General features: G+C 34.7%; 17 protein-coding genes, 2 tRNA genes and 2 pseudogenes (1 of these 21 only partly in view). 8 read left to right on the top strand and 13 right to left on the bottom strand.

From position 1 onward, the window contains the following. Positions 1–11 precede the first annotated feature (11 nt). The 5 genes from R2I74_RS05385 to R2I74_RS05405 all read right to left on the bottom strand — a co-directional run bounded on the left by R2I74_RS05385 (position 12) and on the right by R2I74_RS05405 (position 6,036). Positions 12–2,804 (bottom strand): FlgK family flagellar hook-associated protein, encoded by a 2,793-nt coding sequence (locus R2I74_RS05385; protein ID WP_316354365.1) that lies wholly within the window; start codon positions 2,802–2,804, stop codon positions 12–14. A 19-nt stretch (positions 2,805–2,823) separates the two neighbouring features. After that, on the bottom strand, positions 2,824–3,303 hold the full coding sequence (locus R2I74_RS05390) for a hypothetical protein (protein ID WP_316354367.1): 480 nt from the start codon (positions 3,301–3,303) through the stop codon (positions 2,824–2,826). An 8-nt stretch (positions 3,304–3,311) separates the two neighbouring features. Then, positions 3,312–3,794 (bottom strand): hypothetical protein, encoded by a 483-nt coding sequence (locus tag R2I74_RS05395; RefSeq protein WP_316354369.1) that lies wholly within the window; start codon positions 3,792–3,794, stop codon positions 3,312–3,314. Positions 3,795–4,121: 327 nt separating this feature from the next. Then, positions 4,122–5,180, bottom strand: coding sequence for a flagellar basal body P-ring protein FlgI (locus R2I74_RS05400; RefSeq protein ID WP_316354371.1), 1,059 nt, complete (start codon positions 5,178–5,180; stop codon positions 4,122–4,124). 106 nt (positions 5,181–5,286) lie between these two features. Next, positions 5,287–6,036: a 3-deoxy-manno-octulosonate cytidylyltransferase gene (locus R2I74_RS05405; RefSeq protein WP_316354374.1), complete on the bottom strand. Its 750-nt coding sequence runs from the start codon at positions 6,034–6,036 to the stop codon at positions 5,287–5,289. Positions 6,037–6,169: 133 nt separating this feature from the next. Here R2I74_RS05405 and R2I74_RS05410 point away from each other — a divergent pair. Then, a tRNA-Lys gene (locus R2I74_RS05410) sits at positions 6,170–6,245 on the top strand. Positions 6,246–6,407: 162 nt separating this feature from the next. Here the strand turns inward: R2I74_RS05410 and R2I74_RS08290 are convergent. The 4 genes and pseudogenes from R2I74_RS08290 to R2I74_RS08220 form a co-directional block, all read right to left on the bottom strand. Next, a pseudogene (locus R2I74_RS08290) lies at positions 6,408–6,710 on the bottom strand (transposase); the annotation flags it as partial. Between the two features lie 60 nt (positions 6,711–6,770). Beyond that, positions 6,771–7,907, bottom strand: coding sequence for a hypothetical protein (locus R2I74_RS05420; protein WP_316354376.1), 1,137 nt, complete (start codon positions 7,905–7,907; stop codon positions 6,771–6,773). Between the two features lie 15 nt (positions 7,908–7,922). After that, positions 7,923–8,630, bottom strand: coding sequence for a hypothetical protein (locus R2I74_RS05425; protein WP_316354378.1), 708 nt, complete (start codon positions 8,628–8,630; stop codon positions 7,923–7,925). Between the two features lie 42 nt (positions 8,631–8,672). Continuing rightward, positions 8,673–8,924, bottom strand: a pseudogene (locus tag R2I74_RS08220) (hypothetical protein); the annotation flags it as partial. 62 nt (positions 8,925–8,986) lie between these two features. On the opposite strand from R2I74_RS08220, the gene R2I74_RS05435 reads away from it, so the two are divergent. The 3 genes from R2I74_RS05435 (at position 8,987) to R2I74_RS05445 (ending at position 11,204) form a co-directional block, all read left to right on the top strand. Continuing rightward, positions 8,987–9,472 (top strand): helix-turn-helix domain-containing protein, encoded by a 486-nt coding sequence (locus R2I74_RS05435; protein ID WP_316353080.1) that lies wholly within the window; start codon positions 8,987–8,989, stop codon positions 9,470–9,472. Continuing rightward, complete coding sequence (locus R2I74_RS05440; RefSeq protein WP_316354382.1) at positions 9,466–10,026, top strand: IS630 family transposase; 561 nt, start codon at positions 9,466–9,468, stop codon at positions 10,024–10,026. Before R2I74_RS05435 ends, R2I74_RS05440 begins: the two co-directional genes overlap by 7 nt. Before the next feature lie 173 nt (positions 10,027–10,199). Continuing rightward, the gene (locus R2I74_RS05445) at positions 10,200–11,204 is read left to right on the top strand and encodes an IS701 family transposase (protein ID WP_316353273.1); all 1,005 of its coding nucleotides are present in this window, start codon (positions 10,200–10,202) and stop codon (positions 11,202–11,204) included. 774 nt (positions 11,205–11,978) lie between these two features. Here R2I74_RS05445 and R2I74_RS05450 read toward each other — a convergent pair. The 4 genes from R2I74_RS05450 to R2I74_RS05465 all read right to left on the bottom strand — a co-directional run bounded on the left by R2I74_RS05450 (position 11,979) and on the right by R2I74_RS05465 (position 16,321). Continuing rightward, positions 11,979–13,982 carry a tetratricopeptide repeat protein gene (locus R2I74_RS05450; protein ID WP_316354383.1) on the bottom strand — a complete coding sequence of 668 codons (2,004 nt, stop codon included), beginning with the start codon at positions 13,980–13,982 and terminating at the stop codon, positions 11,979–11,981. A gap of 115 nt (positions 13,983–14,097) precedes the next feature. Continuing rightward, entirely contained in the window at positions 14,098–15,465 is a 1,368-nt protein-coding gene (mgtE, locus tag R2I74_RS05455) for a magnesium transporter (protein ID WP_316354384.1), read from the bottom strand. A gap of 391 nt (positions 15,466–15,856) precedes the next feature. Next, positions 15,857–15,941: transfer RNA gene (locus tag R2I74_RS05460), tRNA-Leu, on the bottom strand. Between the two features lie 122 nt (positions 15,942–16,063). Next, positions 16,064–16,321, bottom strand: coding sequence for a BolA family protein (locus tag R2I74_RS05465; RefSeq protein WP_316354387.1), 258 nt, complete (start codon positions 16,319–16,321; stop codon positions 16,064–16,066). Between the two features lie 260 nt (positions 16,322–16,581). On the opposite strand from R2I74_RS05465, the gene R2I74_RS05470 reads away from it, so the two are divergent. From R2I74_RS05470 to ruvC, 4 genes are all read left to right on the top strand, one after another. Then, positions 16,582–17,793 (top strand): EAL domain-containing protein, encoded by a 1,212-nt coding sequence (locus R2I74_RS05470; protein ID WP_316354390.1) that lies wholly within the window; start codon positions 16,582–16,584, stop codon positions 17,791–17,793. Between the two features lie 72 nt (positions 17,794–17,865). After that, entirely contained in the window at positions 17,866–19,203 is a 1,338-nt protein-coding gene (gene fliI, locus R2I74_RS05475; protein WP_316354392.1) for a flagellar protein export ATPase FliI, read from the top strand. A gap of 309 nt (positions 19,204–19,512) precedes the next feature. After that, positions 19,513–19,938 carry a hypothetical protein gene (locus tag R2I74_RS05480; protein ID WP_316354394.1) on the top strand — a complete coding sequence of 142 codons (426 nt, stop codon included), beginning with the start codon at positions 19,513–19,515 and terminating at the stop codon, positions 19,936–19,938. 26 nt (positions 19,939–19,964) lie between these two features. Continuing rightward, on the top strand, positions 19,965–20,277 hold the 5' portion of the coding sequence (gene ruvC / locus R2I74_RS05485; protein WP_316354396.1) for a crossover junction endodeoxyribonuclease RuvC. The gene runs 164 nt beyond the window's last position; the window shows 313 of its 477 coding nt (coding positions 1–313); its start codon is at positions 19,965–19,967; its stop codon lies off the right edge, out of view.

The following is a 20,277-nucleotide window of genomic DNA, read 5'->3' on the forward strand; positions in this document are numbered from 1 at the left end:
GTTTTCCTAAATTATGGTACTATACTATTTATTATCTTTTCATTAATATTGTTAAATATTCTGATTGTTGCAGTAATAGCGTTAAGAAGGTCTTGTAAAGTAAGCTCTTTTAAATATTCGGTGTGTTTATCGATACCGCTAGTATCATTACGTAGCTTGGTCATAGCTTCTAATACATTTTCTGCAACTTTTAGATCATTTACAGTTGTTCCTAATTGTCCAGCTAAACTACTGGCAACTATAGTTACCACTCCATTCATTGTAGCAGAAAATGTTGGAAATAACGCTGTTCTTTCTACAGTTATCATTTCTCCGTCTAATTTGCTTAATAGTTGCAACAGTTGCGTTGAAGCATTACCAATTCTGCTACTATTTATGGTAACATTTTCATTTTTATCAGTACCGCCTCCTAAAATACTTGCAGGGTTAATAGCTGGTCCAACTGCTACAGCAGCGCCATTAGTAAGAGTAACATTTATTCCTGCAATATTAACTGTAACTGCAACTGCTATAAGATTGCCAGATTGGCCAGAATTCTTTGCTGTTAAAATAATGGTACCGGCTCCATTAGATACAGCGCTTACTAACAAACCATTAGTGGCAGTAATTGTAGCTGCTAGATTGTCTATAGTAGCGTGTAAGTTAGGGCCTATTGGAACCTCATTTGCAGCAAAAGGACCAGCGGCTCTAAAAATAAAAGTCTGTCCAGCAATAGTAACCGTATCACCACCTACAGGATTCCCCCCTGCAAACAACATATCCATCGTTGCAGGAGCGTCGCCTACTTTAATAGTCTCTACTCTTCCACCTAAGCTTACTTTCCCCATTGATAATTTATTTACGTCTGTGGCAATTTCAGGATTAATTTCTATCTCACCAGATTTTTCATTCCATTCAAAGTAATTATTAAAACCAAAAAAATGACCAAAGCCTCTATCCGTGGCTAATTGTCCAGTACCAAAGCCTAAATCCTTACTATTGCTACTATCAATTACTAAAGCAAGATCTTTACCGGTGGTTTCGATTTGCAAATAGCCTTCGGTATACATATCATTATCATTTATTCTGCTACCATCTGCTTTTACTAATCTGGCAGTAGCAATAGGTCGATGAGTTATCAAGTTCGGTTGGCGCATATCTCCACCGTGAGCTACCCCTACTACTCTTTCATTGATCATATCTGGGTTTGCTGCATTAACGGTAAATCTAGCAACACCTTCTTGTACCGTGCCATTCTTTCCAATTACTCTTATTCGAACATCGATATTATGTATAGCATTAATACCATTAACAGTAATTGCTTGGTTAGTACGAACATGCGTACCTTGTGCTAAATTAAATGGTTCTGGTAATTGGCTTTCGCGAGCTCCGCCGCCGTCAACCAGCACTTCAAGAATCTCAACTTCACTATCAGAATACTGACTACCATCTATGTCAAAATCAAAGGTAAATTTTCCAGCATTAATACCAGCATTATCGATATTTGATCTACCGACTAATTTTATGTCATTTACTAAATACTGATTTGGAATTGCCACTCCTATTGGTTGTTGATCAAACACTTCTCCAATTCCTAGCCGATTACTACTTATTCCTGAATTCAATGATTCATTCAATTCTTTGATAATATCAGCGATTCTAGGTTTACCGGTGCCATTTAAACTTGGTAGTTTTCCTAAATTTATTTCTATATCTCTTATCGGACCGGAAGAACCATCAATTTCATTTCCTCGGTCACTAACAACTGCAATTTTAACATTTCCCTCCCAAGAGCTAATGTCAGATAAACTTACCAACTTATTGCTGGTAAATTGAGTTTTTGGTGGAAAGGGTGAACCACTATTATGAATTTTATTTACCCTATCAGATATAGTTTTGGTCAATGATTTAAGAGCTTCTTTTGAATCTGGCAGAATCTGATCACGTAACTTAATGTTAGCGCTTATTGTACCACCAGCAATTTGAGAAGCCGCTAAATTGCTGGTATTTATTACTTCGGTACTGCTTAATTTTTTATCAGCACTATTATACCAATCAAGGTTTACCGGATTTAACGAAGCTCCGCTAATCATGGCTTCTTGTGACAACAAGCCATCATAGCTAAGTTGTGCATATCCACCAGTTTGATCTAAAATACGTGCACCGCCATTATTGCTGGAAATAAATGCTTCTCCTTTATTTCCATATCTTACTCTAACATTAAAATGAGTCGATAACTGATTTAGCAATCTATTTCGTTGGGCAAGCAGCTCAAAAGAACCACTGATACTTATTTTCTCATTAAGTGTTTTTAACTCTCTGATAATTTGATTTGCTTCCTGTAAAGCGCCTGTTACATTTTGGTCGGCAACATATCTTAATTCATCAATTTTTGTTGTAATATTAGAAATTGTATCGGCTAATTTGATAGAGTTTGTAATAAAAAATTGTTTTGTTGCAGGATCCTGATTAGCAGCTAATGATTTAGCGCTACTGGTAAAAGCTACCATCCTCGCCACTAAAATTGATTTAGGGGGATCATTAGGATCACTAAGTACTTGTTGTAGAGATTGTAAACTTCGTTCAATTACTCCAGCCCCAGAAACTTTAGTTATACTATCACGAAGCTCTTTCATTATTCTAGGATCTTCGCTAGGTACGGATATACATCTAACGCCTGAAAATTTACCACCTTGTACCTCGTCAAGCATCTGATAGTCAGTACGAATGGCTTGAGGTACCTCAGATTTTTGTATATTTTCAGCAGTAACTGTCATAGCTTCTCGAGTTGCTTGTAGAGATTGCGCATAGTTATTAACTTTCATTTTTATACCTACATTAAGTTTAGATTTTATTATTTACGTTAATTGCCGGCATAATTTTTTCGAGATTTTGCGCAGCCGCAATCTGACCATCTTTATTATATCCGTACTGATTAACTAGCTGGTCGACTCTAGAAGAATTATATATTTCCACTATTTTTTCGCCTATTTCAATATTGCTGCGCAATAAAATTTCATTCTCCTGCATTAAATCACGTAACGAATTATATTTTATTTTTACTTTCTCAAACATTCCTTTCACTTGTTGATCATTTGCAATATCATGCTCTTGTAAAGAAGAGTGAAGCTCTGATTCAATATTTTGAAAATTGACTAAGATTTCATGTTTCTTGTCCAGCATCTTTGCGGCATTGTTAACATCGCCTTGTAACAATAATTTATTTTCTTTCTTTAAGAAGATAATGAATGAATCAATATGGCTAAGCAACGAATTTAGTAAAATATTGATACTTTTTGACTTTATCTTTTGTTTATCATACATAATAAATACTATTTATTTTTTATTTCCTCGAGTATATCTTGCTCAACCTGAGTTACTTCGTGATTATTTTCAACCAAAGCTTGTATCAGCTGTTCCTGATAGAGCTTTACTCCAGGATCTTCAGATCCTTTAAATATCTCGACAGTATTAAACATTTCTTGCCATAGAGCAGTAAGAACCCATTTTGCTAGTTGTCCTGCTAATTCTTTTTTTTGCTCTAATTCTTTAGAAGCAATATTCGTGCCATTCTTGTCAAGGTTAGGCGTTTTTCCTTTATTGATCCCAGAAATTTGTGACGATTGAGTATTTAAGTTTTTTTTCAACAATGTATTAAAATCATTCACTTTATTCTGTGAACTATTTACCTGCCCAGTAGTAGTAGAATTGACATTGTTAATTTTTTGTTTTTGCTGCTTATGTAATTCATGATAACGATTTGCTTCAACTTTTGTCGGAGTGGGATTTACACCTAAGGAATTACTGAGTGGCATATATATAACTTCATGAACATATGTAAAATTGGAGACTGGATTGCTTCGTCACCTAGCGGCTCCTCGCAATGACGGGCTTTTGGAGTGTTTTTTAGCCACTTCAAATTCGTGAGGATAATCAGCTCGCAATGACGATTCAAATCGACTCTTTTGCTCTAACTTGACTCACAGGCTTTTGCGAACACTTTTGTAAAATGCGGTATACGAAGGTCAAAATTGAAGAAGTGCTAGGAGTCGTAGAGTCGAAGCGCGGAGCGTACATATGGTACGCGAGCACTGGAGAGCTCTGACGACGACAACGCAATTCTCAATTTTCACCGAGTATAATTATCTTATTTCGATGACAGCATCTAAAGCACCCACAGATTTCATATTATGTAGGATACTAATAATGTCACGTGGCCAAACTCCAAGCTTGTTAAGACCAGATACTAATTCACTTAGTGTTGCTCCTTCGTTTAACTCGTGAACAGCTCTACCACGTTTGTCATTTACAAATTTGTTGACCAGATCCTGTTTAGCTTCAGGCATCGTTGGGCTCAATTTATCGTAATCCAATTGTCCTACATTTACTACTAAATTCCCTTGTGCGATTGCTACTGATCTTATGTGAACCTTATCTCCAATAACCACAGTGCCTGTAGCTTCATTAATCACAATTTTAGCTTTATAATCAGGTTTAACTTTTAATTTTTCAACTTCTGCAATAAATTCAATCATATCATCCTTACGGTAACTAGGTACGGTTACTTGTATTGTTGCTGCATCCAGTGCTACTGCGGTATTACCAGGTATATAATTATTAATTGCTTCAGCAACAGAAATTGCTGTGCTAAAATCTGGCGAATATAATGAAAATTTAATATGAGTTAAAGAGGAAAATTGAAAATCAATTTCATTTTCTACTATTGCTCCGCTTTGGATATACCCAGTAGTTTCTACAGACATATTTTTAGTTTTTACTTCTGCTGCAGCTGGAGTAAATTCAGAGATTGTAACTGAACCTTGGGCAACAGCATAAACATTGCCATCAGCACCAAGCAATGGCGTAGCCAACAAAGTTCCACCTTTTAGACTTTTTGCATCTCCTAACGCACTAACTTTTATATCAATTCTTGATCCTTGTCTGGAAAAGGGCGGTAAATTTGCTGTAACAGTTACCGCAGCAATATTTTTAGTTTTGATATTAGTATCGCCTTGGGTATTAATTCCTAAACGCTCTAAAAAATCTGTTAAACCTTGCTTGGTAAATATGGCGTTATTTAGATTATCACCACTACCATTTAGTCCGGCAACTAATCCGTAACCTACTAGCAAGTTTTCACGCACACCTTCAATGGCAGCTATATCTTTAATTCTTGTTTCACTGTAAGTAGTAAAACTCATTAATATCATAGCAACACTTGATAGTGTTTTCGAGAGAGGTCTAAGTATTTGCCACATAATGTTTTTATTATTTGTTAGTTCAAATTATTTCCACTTGGAGTGTATTTCAGGTCGATAATTTTAGCAAATTATAATATTCAATTGCTTTATTTAAATCATCTATTGTATCTACTGAAATAGGTATATCATCAACATAACATATACCTATATCTATGTCATATTGTAAAGCTCTTAACTGTTCTAATTTTTCTTGTATTTCCAATGCTGATTGCGGCAATTTTACAAATTTTTTGAGAGTATCTTTATGGAAACCATAGATACCAATATGATATAGGAATTCTGTGGCTCCGTAGGGAATCATACTACGAGAAAAATATAAGGCTTTGTCGTTGTTATCTACCACTGCCTTAACATTACTGCTACTGCTGGCAATATCAATACCCACCTTAGCTACCGGGGTTACGATACCATATTGTGATTTTTTTAAGCATGCTATTACATTTAAGATTACGGAGGCTTTGATAAAAGGCATGTCGCCTTGTACATTTATCACATATTTTAGCTGCTGGCGGTGGTCAAGATTTTGTAAAGCTTCATAAACTCGATCTGTTCCTGATGAGCAATCAATATTAGTCATAATATATTTCCCGCCAGCTGCAATTACCTCATTGGCAACGAGTTCGGAATCGGTAGCAACGTAAATGTTTTTTAGGCCAGTAGCTTGCACCTGATTTACTACATGTGCAATCATGCTTTTATTACCTATAAGCTGTAGTGGTTTTTGTTTCAGCCGCTCCGATCCTAGTCTTGATGGAATAATAACAGCAACGTCGGAGTGAGCGGAGTGAGTATACATTTTACCTTTAATCTAAAATAATAATTGACATGGTAGCTTTTTTGTCCGATAAAGTAAAACCAAATTATGGTGTTTTTAGACCTAAATTTAATATTTATAAATTTAATATCAACCACCATAATTAATGAATAATGAGCCCGTAGCTCAGTTGGTAGAGCACTTGACTTTTAATCATGTGGTCCCGGGTTCAAGTCCCGGCGGGCTCACCACATCTATATAAATTTAAAACTGGATTGCTTTGTAAATGTACTGGCAGCGAATTTTTTAGGATTCGGCTGTGCAAAACAAAGTAATTACTGCGCAGCATCAGCCGAAGCAAAAAAATTAACATGGCTTTGCTATACGTGGGAATCGCAAGTTTTATAATCATCTAGAATATGTACCAAGAAATTAACAGGCGATCTATGCCTGGTATGCTCTAGATATCATATTGTGCTTTAATATATTAAACACTGATTCAATTAGTGATCGTTTACGTAACATAATTTTATCATCCAACTCAAGTAGATGATTCTTCATATCCTTACGAATACCGGTAAATAATCTTAAATTTCTAGCATAAAGCTTATCCCATGAATTCTTGGATATATGCCTTTATCACCAAACAATTTACCCTGTAATCCTGTTGTAATAGCCTCAACTATTGATAAATCACTTGTGTTTGTTTTTGTTACTCATGCCAATTTTAGCAGTTCTATCAAACACTTATCGAGAAACAAAACTACCTAAATTTTTCAGTCCACCATAATCTCATGTAAACAACTTCCATTACCGATCATTTCTATCTCTTCTACATCAAGGTTTAGCTCGTATGGAAGCTCGTATGGAAGTTCAATAATAGTTTTCCCGAAACCTATCCACTCTTTTATCACTGAATCTAATAGATCATTTATAAGCTCATCCGGTAAATCCTGAATAGGCTTTTGTTTTTCTTGTTGCTCTTTGAATTTTTGAGCTCTTTTCTGTTGTTCAAGCAGAGCCTTGTTGTAAAGCTGCTGTTCTTCCTCATTTAATTCGTCGGATTTACACTCAGTGGCAAATTTCTTTATAGTTTTTGTTTGACGTAACACATCAAGCATAATTTTGTATTCTTCTCCAGAAGGATTTCTGCTACCATATCCAGGTAAATATTTGCTGATACATGTCTTAAATAACGTGTTTATTTCAGCAAATACTTTTTGTTGTATATATGTGGTTTTACTAAAGTCTTCATCCATATAACATGATACAAATTGCAGAAGCTCTTCTGTTAGTTGCTTTTGTTCGCATATTTTTATTAGTTGATCAGAAATGTCTGCAGTATATTGTTCAATATTAATCCTGGTAATTATATGCTTTATTCCACCCTCAAATTTTGCAAGCTCATCTATAAAATTTTTATCAATCAGTGGCAAAGTATGAATAATTTGAGTAAAAGTACCCATCTTACACGCTGTATTATTATCTCTATAATTGGTTGCTGCTACAAATAATTGCGTAGTAAGATCAGTAAGTTTATTTATTTCTAGTACTTGTCCTATATCAAAATTAAATACGTTCTTAAATAACTGAGCAATAAGTGCTTTTGATACCTTATTATCATTTAATAATTGATGATAGTCAGCAGCTGTCTTAAATTTTTCTATAGCAATAATATCAGTCAATTTTAATACTTTGCGTATAGCGTTTATGGCTGTTGTTCGTGAATGTACGTCGGTAGTTATCGTAAAATACTTATGTAAGCCAGAAACGCATAATTCTTGTAATTCCTGCTGCGTTGGTACTGATTTTTTAATAAATGACCAAACTGCACCAATAGCTTGAGGTAATGATATATTTTTATCCTCATCATAATAATATTGATAATTTGCATACTCACCAGAATAGCCCACTTTATCATTATCCCATTATATATATATATTCATTAGCGCTTCACGAGCTTTGTCACATATAGTGTCAATAGCTAGCTCTGGATTCTTGAAACACTCATCTTTCAGCTCTAGGTTTATTTTTTTAAAAATATCTTCCTTTTGCTGTAATGATAAATTAAGCATGGTAAAAGGTAGAATTTTATTCTTGTTAATCAAAAGGCTTAATTGTGCTATTTTACCCATAACATCTGACGCTTCGATATCCCAATTTTGCAAGTCGCTAAATTGTTGAAGCAGTAGCTTAGTATAAAAATTTGTAGCTCGTACTACTTCACTATTATGAACGGACTGAGCATCATTAATAATAACATTTAAATCAATATTTAAATCACCTTTTAATAGTTCATTGCCACGCGGAATATAACCATTTTTAAATAACCACTTCTGCATTTCTGGTTCATGGCTGAAAAAACTTGCCAAACTATGACCTTCTTTGTCCGTAGCATTTATTGAAAATGGATATTTCTTATTAGTGTTATTAAGTAGAAATTGGATTAAGTCACAGGACGCACCATCTCTTGCTAAATCAAGTAAAAATTTATCCAACACTTGTTGATTAACCTCAGTATTGCATTTGTTAATTTCAGTAAAAAAATCAATTATTGTTTGCCATGATTCTGTATTATCCCCACACACCTTTTGGTCTTGAGCTTCTATTTTCATAGTAATATTAGGGTTAATCATAACGACTTCTAGCAAAGCCTTTGCTCCTTTATCACCGATGTGCATGTTGTATTCTAAATTAACAGAAGTAATGGTCTTGTTGATCTTAAGTGCTTCTGCTAAGGCTATTGCTCCTTCATCACTGATGGCGTTCCGTCCTAAATTAATAGAAGTAATAGTCTGGTTGATCTTAAGCGCTTCTGCTAAGGCTATTGCTCCTTCATCACCGATGAAGTTCGCTGCTAAATTAACAGAAGTGATGGTCGTGTCGATCTTAAGCTCTTTTGCTAAAACCTTTATACCAATTGCAATAATTAACGCGGTGGCCTAAAATGGATTTTTAACGGATAAAAGGTACTCAAATAGCTAAGTTAATATTGCCGCTAGGTTTTCATGATCATGATTTTATAAAAATGATGAAACATGAGCCGCATGGTCGGAATCGCATACGTTTATTGGCGATGTATCACCTTCAATTAGGCAAATCTTTTAAAGCCATATCTGCAATAGTGAAGTTGCACTGGAAAACCGTGCAATCATGGCTCAGAAGATTTAGAAATCATGGTTTTGAAGGTTTATTTGAATCACAAAGAAGCGGCGCTCCTAGGAAGATTAACACTCTACAAGAATCTGCTCTTTTTGATAAAATCAATATGCTCAGTGAAAGTGAAACTGGCGGGTATATAACCGCAAAGGAGCTACATAACATGTTGCTTGAGGAATATGGCGCTAAATGCGCTTTAAAAACAGTCTACAATACTATGCATCGCCTTGGTTTTAGCTGGATTACTTCTCGTTCAATGCATCCAAAGTCAAATCAAGAGACTCAAAATACATATAAAAAAACTTCCCAGACATGTTAACAGAATTATTACCAAAAAATATCGATAGATGTAACGTTGATATATGGTCTCAGGATGAAACTCGAGTTGGGCAACAAGGTAGCTTAACTCGTATATGGGCTAAACGCGGCACTAGACCCCGTAAAGTTCGGCAACAGCAATTCATTTCAACATACATTTACGGAGCTGCTTGCCATGATACGGGAGAATCTTTTGCATTAATTTTACCATATGCCAACACACGGGCAATGAATAAATTCTTAGAAGACCTTTCTCTCACTACTCAAAGCAACCGACATATAGCTTTACTAATGGATAATGCAGGTTGGCACACAGCCAAAAAACTAACTGTTCCAAGCAATATCACTTTGATACCGCTTCCGCCTTATGCACCAGAACTTAATGCAATGAAACAAGTTTGGGAGTGGATCAAAAATCATTTCTTGTCTAACCAATGTTACGGTGCATATGAAGATATTGTCACTATGGCTTGTTACGCTTGGAATCAACTTGCTCAGAATGTAGATTTAGTAAAATCAATTATGTATAGAGACTGGATAAATACACCGTGTTAATTATTGCAATCGGTATTACTCCTTCCTTGCTGAGTTTGCCTAACCTTAAATTAGTAGGATTGGACTGATCATAATATGTCTGTAATATAGTCAGGACTTCCGCAAGACTAATGAAATTAGATAAGAATCGAGATATTATGGGAGTATAATGTAATTTAGATTGTGAGTATAAGATGACTACAAGAATAGATTATTGTCAGTATTTATTATCGAGCCAGACAAATTATACTATTACAAATTTTGCTGATCATGTAGAAGGTTTAAGCGACGACAGGGTCAGAAGATATCTAGCGAATGCTAAATTATCACCAAGATTAATATGGGAACACGGTAAAGAAGAGATTATCTTCAGCGCTAACGGCAAGTTGCTATTTGACGATAGCGTATTAGATAAAAGTTACTCGAATAATATAGATGAAGTCAGGTATCAATATAGCGGCAATGCCAAGGAAGTAATAAAAGGCATAGGTATTGTGACCTGTGTTTATGTTAATCCTGAAGAGAATAAGTTTTGGATAATAGATTATAGGATATTCAATCCCGATAAAGACGGTTTAACTAAAATAGATCACGTTAAAGAAATGCTGCGTAATGCTCATTATAGCAAAAAGGTTGCATTTAACACAGTACTTATGGATAGTTGGTATGCGACAACCTCGATTCTACTTCAAATAGAAACTATCGGTAAATATTACTATTGTCCTATCAAAAGTAATCGTTTAGTAGACGATAGCAACGGTAATAAGGCTTACTGTAGAGTTGATTCTTTGGATTGGAGTACTGATGATATTAGCAACGGTAAGATTATCAAGATTCATAAATTTCCTAAAGATCATAAAGTGAAATTATTCAGAGTAACTGTTTCTACCAACAGAACTGACTATGTCGTCACAAACGACATGGCTCAAAATTCGCTTGATGCTGTACAACAAGAGTATGGCTTCAGGTGGAAGATTGAGGAATTTCATCGTGAAGTCAAGCAAGTCACCGGTATTGAAAAGTGCCAATGTAGAATAGGAAGAATACAGAGAAATCATATAGCTTGCGCTATCATGGTCTGGAATTGTTTGAAAAAAGCTGCAAATGCTGCTTCTAGCACCGTATATCAGCTAAAGAGCGGGTTATTAAGGAACTATTTAATCCAGGAATTAAAGAGCCCTGTCGTGCGATTTGCGTAAGTCCTGATAGTTTTCATAAGTAACTCTTAATAATTAACAATTAATAATTAATATTAACAGATTGTTAATAAAATGCAATAAGATTGTTAATTATTTTGAGATTTGGTGTTGCGAAATAAGCAATACGCCCCATGCCACTTTTTGCCAGGATTGATCAGGAAATACTGTGTTTTTAAAGTACCGAATAAATAGTTGTGAGAGAATAAAATAACGTTAGTAAAGTTTCCGAAGAGGTCTAGTACTTAGTACAAGACAAAAAGGTTAACATAGAAATAATGGGTGAGATTCACATAGATCGTTTCAATTTTCTAAGTGCTAGTTCCGTTTTATAATTCTGTTCCTGGATGTGCTCTTTTGATAAATCATATGCGACGATAACATCTTTCCAAAGAGGGGTTTTATCTCCTAATGCTCCACTATTCCTAAACTGGCGTTAGTAAGCCATTATGTAGTATAGAAATGTATCTATTTAACGGCAGTTGCCAATTAAAACTGCTAAAAACTCCTGTTTTTACGTCATTGTGAGGGAGCTTTGCGACGAAGTCGAAGCAATCCAGAAAAATGAAAACATATTTAACTGGATTGCCGAGATCACTAACGTGATCTCGCAATGACGGCTGGAATGGAACCGATCCCTGTAGTGTTTAATAAAATATTTTAATTGGCAACTGTGGTTAATCACTGCGCAACATTAGCCGAAGCAAAAAATTAACGTATCATAATTCAACCGAGCGACGCTATATATGAGAATCGCAAGTTTTATAGTCATGATGATTAATATTGGTTAGCTTCTCCAATTACGGCCATATCAGTATCAGCATTGTATTGAACAATCATTTGCTCTATTTGTACTATCTCTAATAGATCATTATCTCTTATGCGCATGATTTCTAGGTCATCGGCTTTAAGTGCAAGTATTTTATTTAAATACTCAACCTTTTGTGCTAATAGATCATGCTTTAGTTGTAAATTTTGTTGGGCTTCGCTTTGTTGTTGCTCAAGCTGTGCAATTCTAAGATGTAATATGTTGCCTTGAGCCTCATGGGCTTCATAAGCATCATCAGGTAGTAATGTTAGTACTTGCTGGTAGCATGCAGTAGCTAGTGCTATGTCTTCTGATCCACCTGATTTAACAAGTGCTACGGCTTTATCAAAGTAAAGTTCAATATTGTCAGGCGCTAATTTTATTGCTTGTTCAAAAAATAGCGCTGCTTTTTTATACTGGCCTGACAAACAGAGAGCGTAGCCACAATTTTTATAAGCACTAACATTAGTTTGATCATACTGAATTGCAGTCTGAAAATACTCAATCGCTTGACTATAATCCTGTAAACCACTATGAGCTAGAGCTAGATTGTAGCAAGTATCAACATATTTTTTAGCATCTAACATTGTTTTTATATTCTGATTATCTACAAGTGCCTTATTATAATATCCTATTGCTTCTGAATATTGCTCTAATTGTTGCAAAGTATATGCCATACAAAAAGAAATAGGCTGATACTCAGGTGATCGTTGATAGTCGGTGTTAAACTCTTCTATAATTTGAAAATGTTTAAGTGCTTCAGCAAAATCGTTGGCATTAAAGAGTTCTTGAGCACTGTTAAATAGTAGGTTAATAATCTCAGTTTGAGATTCGATAATTCCGGGATAGTTAAATCCTAAATTATGCCGTAGTACATCGAAACACTCATTTATTTTTACTAACATATTACATTGCAATTGTAGATCATTTGGTGGGAGCTTGCTTTGTTGCCTAATATCAGATATTAGTTTTTGATACGTACCATCATGCTGATCGCTATAATGACCATAATTCTTCATACCAGTAGTAAGTATTGCTATCGTGTCCGCTAAACATTCAAGTACTTTGTCAATTTTGTGTAACTTACAATAATTTTGAATGATATTAGTATGAATAGAATGATTGTCATAATCTAACTCACGTGCTTTGTATAGGAAACCAAGTGCTGATTGATAATCACCCAAATGCATAAGGAGCTCAGCATAGCTTAAATTAGCACCGGCATGACTAGGATCATACTCAGTTACAATCTTAAAATACTTCTCTGCTGTTTCGTAATCTTGCAAATTAATATAAGTCAGAGCTACATGGTAACAAATATCAGCATATTTCTCTTTATCTAGCTTTGTTATTATATGCTTACTCTTTATTTGTGTACACGCCTTATTATAATATTCTAGTGCATTTGAATATTGCTCTAACTCTGAGTAAGTGCATGCAATATTAAAAGAAACAAATTGATATTGAAATGTTCGTTGGTAATTAGGATAGACGTTATCTATAGCTTGATAGAACTTAAGTGCTTTGTCGAAATTACCAGAGTTAAAGAGTTCCTCACCTTGGCTATATAGCAAATTTGTAAGATAATTATCATCTTCTTTAAAATGAGAAAGGTCAATTTCAGGTACAAGTGCAAGCATGGAATCACGATACTCATTGATCTTTTCATATTGCTCAGAAAATTTGCAAATATTTATGGCATAAAGACAGGATTTAGCAGAAAGTTCGAGATGTGTATTAAGTGTAATTACTTTGAGATAACATTCTTGTGCCTTATCATATTGTTTTATAGCTTCATAAGCATTAGCCATATTAAAATGAAGCATGCTATCTTTACTAGTAGACACTGGCATTAGCTGAGCTAACTCCTCATAGTAATCAATTGCTTGTGCATAATTGCCTAAACTTAGTTGAAGATTTATAAATTCTAGATACTCATTATACTTATTGTTGCTTGTGTTGGATTTACTCATAATAATTTAACCTTATATTTATTTTATATTAATATATAATAAATATAAACTTTATGCAATATAATTATAACATTATTATTAATAATTTTTAAAGTTTCTGAATCTTTTGCGTAATTTACGCAAGTAAGATATAAGCCAGTGTTAAGAAGGTAAAGAATCCTGATGCATCGGTAATAGTTGTCAGAAATACGCCAGAGGCTGTAGCGGGATCAATGTCGAGTTTTTCTAAGGTAATTGGGATCATTGCGCCAAATAATCCAGCAATAATAAAATTGATGAATATAGCACTACCAAAAATGATGCTAAGATATAAATCTGTAAAGATTGCTAAACTGGCGCTGGCGCTGATACATGCAAAAAGAAATCCATTCAATCCACATACCATAGTTTCTTTTAAAATCACTTTGATTATATTGGTATGATTGATATCTTTGTTAGCTAAGGCACGGACGGTGACGGTCATGGCTTGAGTGCCAGCGTTTCCTCCCATGGAGGCCACTATCGGCATAATTACTGCAAGAGTAATTAATTGCTTTAAGGTAGCGCTAAATTGTCCAATAATCATGGATGTAATAAAAGCAGTGATTAAATTGATGAACAACCAGGGAAAGCGGTGCCGAGCTGTGTGAAAGATAGTAAGAAAGGTGTCTCTAGTATGAATCCCACCAAGTTGCATAATTTCTTTTTCTGTTTGTTGGTCAACAATATAAATCATGTTATTTACAGATACGCTGCCGATTAATTTACCGCTCTTACTTACCACTGGTACAATAGTTAGAGCATACTTCTTAAATATAAAAGCAATGTCAGTAAGTGGCGTCAAAGTGTTGGCCACTTTGAATTCACTATTCATAATTTCTCTAATCATGGTGCGCCTATAATATTTAAGCAAGGTGCTAAGTAAAATATTGCCTACAGGACGATAACGGTTGTCTACTACGATTGCTGCGTGAAAATCACGTTGTGGATGAGTTTGACGAATAAAATCAATTGCCTGGCCAACTGTCCAATATTCTTGAAAAGAAATGAAATTTCTTTCTACAATCCTACCTACAGTATTTTCTGGATAAGTAAATCCTTCGATAATTTGTTGTTGTTTGTCATTATTGAAATTAGCGACAATTAGTTGTTTGACTTGATCATCGATAGTTTCTATAACTTCAATAGCATCTTCTATCGCTAATTGATCAAGTAGAGCACAAGATTTTTCAATGCCCAGTACCTCGATTACCGAATGTTTTGCACTATCACTAAGCCATAGCATGGTTTCTGGTTTGATATTGTCACTTAAAAGCGGTAAGATTCTTTTATGGAGTTTATCATTAGCATTATCTAAAAAATCTGCAAGCTCTGAGTAATGCAATGTAGTTAAAATAGCTGTTGCTTGCTCTAACCTGTTGTGATTAATTAAATGAATAATATGCTCGAAAGTTTCGATGAATGCTTCATAATTATCAGTCGATATTTTTTCTGGTGCATACATATTTTTGACGCTAGGCATTTTGCATAAGTAAATCACCAGCCTCGCTCTGCCATTAACGTATCATATTTAACTGAGCGACGTATAGTGCGTAAGAAGATAAGTTTTCAATTAAAATGTGATTAATAGAGAGTGTTCGCAAAAATCTATGCGTTAAGTCAAGGAAAAAGAGACAATACAAACCGTCATTGGTCATTGCGAGACCACGATAGTAGTCGTGGCAATCCGGGTTATAGTCACTGTTTTACTGAATTGTACTTTTCGGCTTTCGCCTCAGCTCAGACAGCGTTGAGGTGCCAAGCAAACTGTTTGTATGGCATCTTTTTCCTTAACTTGACGCAGTTCAGTGAACATTCTCACTTAATAAGTAAAATATATATTTATTTTAAATACTTGGTGCGGTCGAGAAGATTTGAACTTCCACTCTGAGTCAGAACAGCACCCTCAATGCTGCGCGTCTACCATTCCGCCACGACCGCTTAATATTATTTAAGTACTCGTTTATAGCAAATTATCTAGCTATAATCAACAACAGTGACGAGATATATTCATAGTTACAGCTTTTTTGCTAAAAGCCTGCCTTGAAAGTCTATCTAAGAATTTAAGTGCAAATTTTGATTGATAATGCGTGTAGTCCGTTACTAAACTCATCATCTAATAACTTATTAATGATGCTGTGTTGTTCTAAGCGGGTTTTTTCTTTAAGTATATCAGCTGATATTTTGATGGAAAAATGAGTTTCAGCAGAGCCGTCAGCATGTTCGGCATGTCCAACATGTAAAGATGTTTGATCAATAATTTCGAGATAATGAGGTTTTAGCGCAGCTAATTTTTGCTTTATCCGTTCGCTGCGTTGCATATTTGATTACTTACTATTAGATTTTTGCTAGTATACTATATAATGTATCAACAAATACAGATATACCTGCGATACTTACAAAATTTGGTGTGTCAAACTTTAAAGTTTGCATGTCTTCGTGTATATTAAGAATATGTTGCGGATGCTTACCATTAGTTTTCCTACAAACTTTTAAAAACATCTTTTATAGTAGGTCTATTGTTTTGATGGGTATTGTATAGACTTCGTATCTAGCTGTGAAGAGGTATATTTAAAAATTTATGTTAAACATAGAGTCAACAGAAGATATCCAAATACAAATTAATGATATGCAATCTGGTTATTGTGTATTAATTAAATTGATTAATTATGATGAGTTACAAGCTATTAGTGGATTTGCTACCGCTAGGCATATAATGGATGATCTTAACAAAATTATAAGGCAAGTTTGTCACGAGATGACAACACCAGCTTATAGTAAAATTGAATATAATAAGGTGTTAGTGATCTTACCTAACGTTGATCATGAGTTAATCAAGAAATTTGTCTATAAAGCTTACACAGTATCACAGTTATATACCAATGAACAGATTGCATTCGCTTATATGAATTGTAAAATTGCTAGCATTGATTTTCCTGGGGCTAGTAATAATGCTGATGAGATATATGCTCTTTTGGCCGGATTATTGGCTCATGATAAGGATCGTGGTTGTTATTATAAATCTTATAACAGCCGATTACATAATTTAGAAATTATTAGAACCTCTAATAAGAGGCTAAATAAGCTAAGGAAGGCTCTGGAGAATAATACGGTGGTCTTTGCATATCAACCAATAATAGATCGTAAAACTGGTCATACACATTACTATGAATGTCTACTTAGAATGCCTGATGATCATAATAATTTAGTATCTGTAGGCGGGGTGATTCAAGATGCAGAAAATAAAGGACTAATTAATATAATTGATCAAACTGTGTTCAGAATGGCAGTGAATGAATTGGTAAATGCGTCTGAGATTAGTTTGTCAGTTAATATATCAAATATTGGTATTTTAGATAGTTATTTACTTGAAATAGCAGAGGGTTTATTAAGACAACATAGTGATGTAGCATCGCGATTAATTATTGAGATTACTGAAACATCAATAAATGAAGATTATGAAAACACCAAGATGTTTATTGATAGATTGCATAAGTTCGGTTGCAGGTTTGCTTTAGATGATTTTGGTTCTGGCTTTACTTCATTCAAGCAACTCCAAAATTTGCCAATCGATATTATTAAGATTGATGGTAGTTATATACGTAACGTAATTAATGATCGACATAGTCAATATTTTGTTGAGACTTTAGTTAGAATTTCTGAAGAGCTAGGTATAAAAACTGTTGCTGAATTTGTTGAAAATGGTGAAATTGCTAAATTTTTGATTGATATAAAAGTAGATGGCATGCAAGGTAACTTCTTTTCACCGGCTTCTAGTAAAAGAAATTTATGAAATGAACATTAGACTTCTCTCATTTGATGTAAAAGAGCGCTATTAAATCTTCTCCTTAAGGAATGACATATTATGGATATTATCTCTGGTTTTGAGTGTCTACGGCAGCAAATTGAAGATATTAACTCATTGAAAATTTATGGTAAAGTTATATCGATTAAAGGTATTCTGATTGAATGTAATGGCATTAATGATTTCGTGGCGATTGGTTCAAGATGTAAAATACGTGGCATTCAGAAAACACAAGAAATTCTTTGTGAAGTAGTGGGTTTTAATAATGATACAGTATTATTAATGTCATTTAATGATACTGAGGGTATGGGTCCTGGTGCTTTAGTTGAAGTATATCGACATGATAACGTTGTAACTCCGGATATATCATGGCTTGGGCGGATAGTTAATGCTTTTGGCGAGCCTATAGATGATCTTGGTCCATTAAAAGTTGGTGGATCAACTTACCAGTTGAAGGCTCAGCCACCGGCTTCACAAAAACGTGGTCGGATTGGAGCTAAAATTGACCTTGGAGTCAAAGTAATAGATACGTTTGCCAGTTGTTGTTATGGCCAAAGAATGGGAATATTTGCTGGTAGCGGTGTTGGTAAATCTGTATTAATTTCGATGCTTACAAAATATGCAGCGACAGATGTCAAGGTGATTGGGTTAGTAGGAGAGCGTAGTAGAGAGGTAAAGGAATTTATAGAAGAATATTTAGGGGCAGATGGATTAAAGCAGGCGGTGATAGTTGTTGCTACTGGTGATGAGTCGGCGCTACTACGTAAACGAGCAGCCTATACGACGATGGCTATTGCTGAATATTTCCGTGATCAAGGCCTCGAGGTTTTATGTATTATTGATTCAATTACGAGATTTGCCATGGCTCAGCGCGAAATAGGCTTAGCTATCGGAGAACCGCCAACCACTAAAGGGTATACACCATCGGTATTTAGTGAGTTACCTAAATTATTAGAAAGAGCGGGTCCCGGGGTTAATGGTGTAAATATCACTGGTTTATTTGCTGTACTAGTTGAAGGTGATGATCAGAATGAGCCGGTTAGTGATACAGTACGTGGTACAGTTGATGGTCACATAGTAATGGATAGGAGCATAGCTGAACGAGGAAGGTTTCCGGCTGTAGATGTGTTAAAAAGTGTGTCTAGAGCGATGCCTCACTGTAATTCAGATTTAGAAAACAAGCAGGTCAATTTTGCCAAACGAATGTTGTCAATTTATCATGATATGGCCGAAATGATTAGGTTGGGTGCTTATAAAAAAGGTACAGATCCTGATGTGGATTTAGCTATTAATTATTATAATAAGCTTGAGACTTTTCTTAGTCAAAAACCGAATGAAATCTGTGCTATGAGCGAAAGTTATCGGCAGTTAGGGGATATATTGGGCATTAAAGAATAGACCTCTCTCACAAATTCGCTTCTGTGTAGGTGTTAATATACTAGTCTATTTTGTTCGGTATAAAGTTAATACGTGATTATTAGATTCTTAAGATTGTTCAAAGAACCATACGACGTCAAGTGTAAGGAAAAGAGACGATATAAACCGCCGCACTCCGTCATTGCGAGGTCATTTATGGTCGAAGCAATCCAGTTTTAAGAACTCTACCAGATTGCTTCGCTTTAGGTGTGCTATGACGATTTGATACAGTTCATTGAACACTCTCGAATTCTTGGATAATTAATAGACACAGTATAGAGTTTATAATCGATGGTAGCAAAAAAAATTAAAACTTTTAAAACGTTAATTAGGCTTCACGAGGACAAACTCAATGGGTTGCGTCGTAAAATTAATGATTTAGATACTGAGAGAAGTAATTTAAATCAATCTTTAACGGAGCTTGTAAACCAAGCTGTTATAGAAGCCAATAAATATACAGGTAGTGAATATGCGTTTATTCTAGATACTTATTTAAAACATGTTGAAAACAGTAGAAAACGTTTGCTTGAACAAATTTACTCTTTAGATTATAGAATTTCGCAGTTGCAGTTAGAATTATCAGTACAGTTTGCAGAGTTAAAAAAATTTGAAATTGCTCAGCAAAATCGCATTAATATCCACCAAGAAAAAGCTAGGCAGGCTGAAACTAAGTTTTTCGATGAATTAAATGTTACGAAAATAAATTCTAAATTATAAACCAGATAAGTTATGCAAGAGAGCTAATGATAATACTTGGTATTGATCCTGGTTTAGTTAGAGTAGGGTGGGCTGTAATCACAGTGCAATCTTTAAATATGAGATATATAGCAAGTGGAGTAATAAAAACTACTGCAACGAAGCCAATTGAACATAGATTAGCGATGATTGTCAGCAAAATTGAAGAAGTAATTTTTGTTCATAAACCTATTATTGTCGGTATGGAAGAGACTTTTATTAATGCTAATGCTGTCTCTTCACTGAAATTAGGTTACGCTAGGGGTGCGATTATGGCTTTAATTGGTAAATGTAATTTAAAATTACAGGAATTTAAGCCAA

The sequence above is a fragment of the Candidatus Trichorickettsia mobilis genome (assembly GCF_963422225.1).
Taxonomy (GTDB): domain Bacteria; phylum Pseudomonadota; class Alphaproteobacteria; order Rickettsiales; family Rickettsiaceae; genus Trichorickettsia; species Trichorickettsia mobilis_B.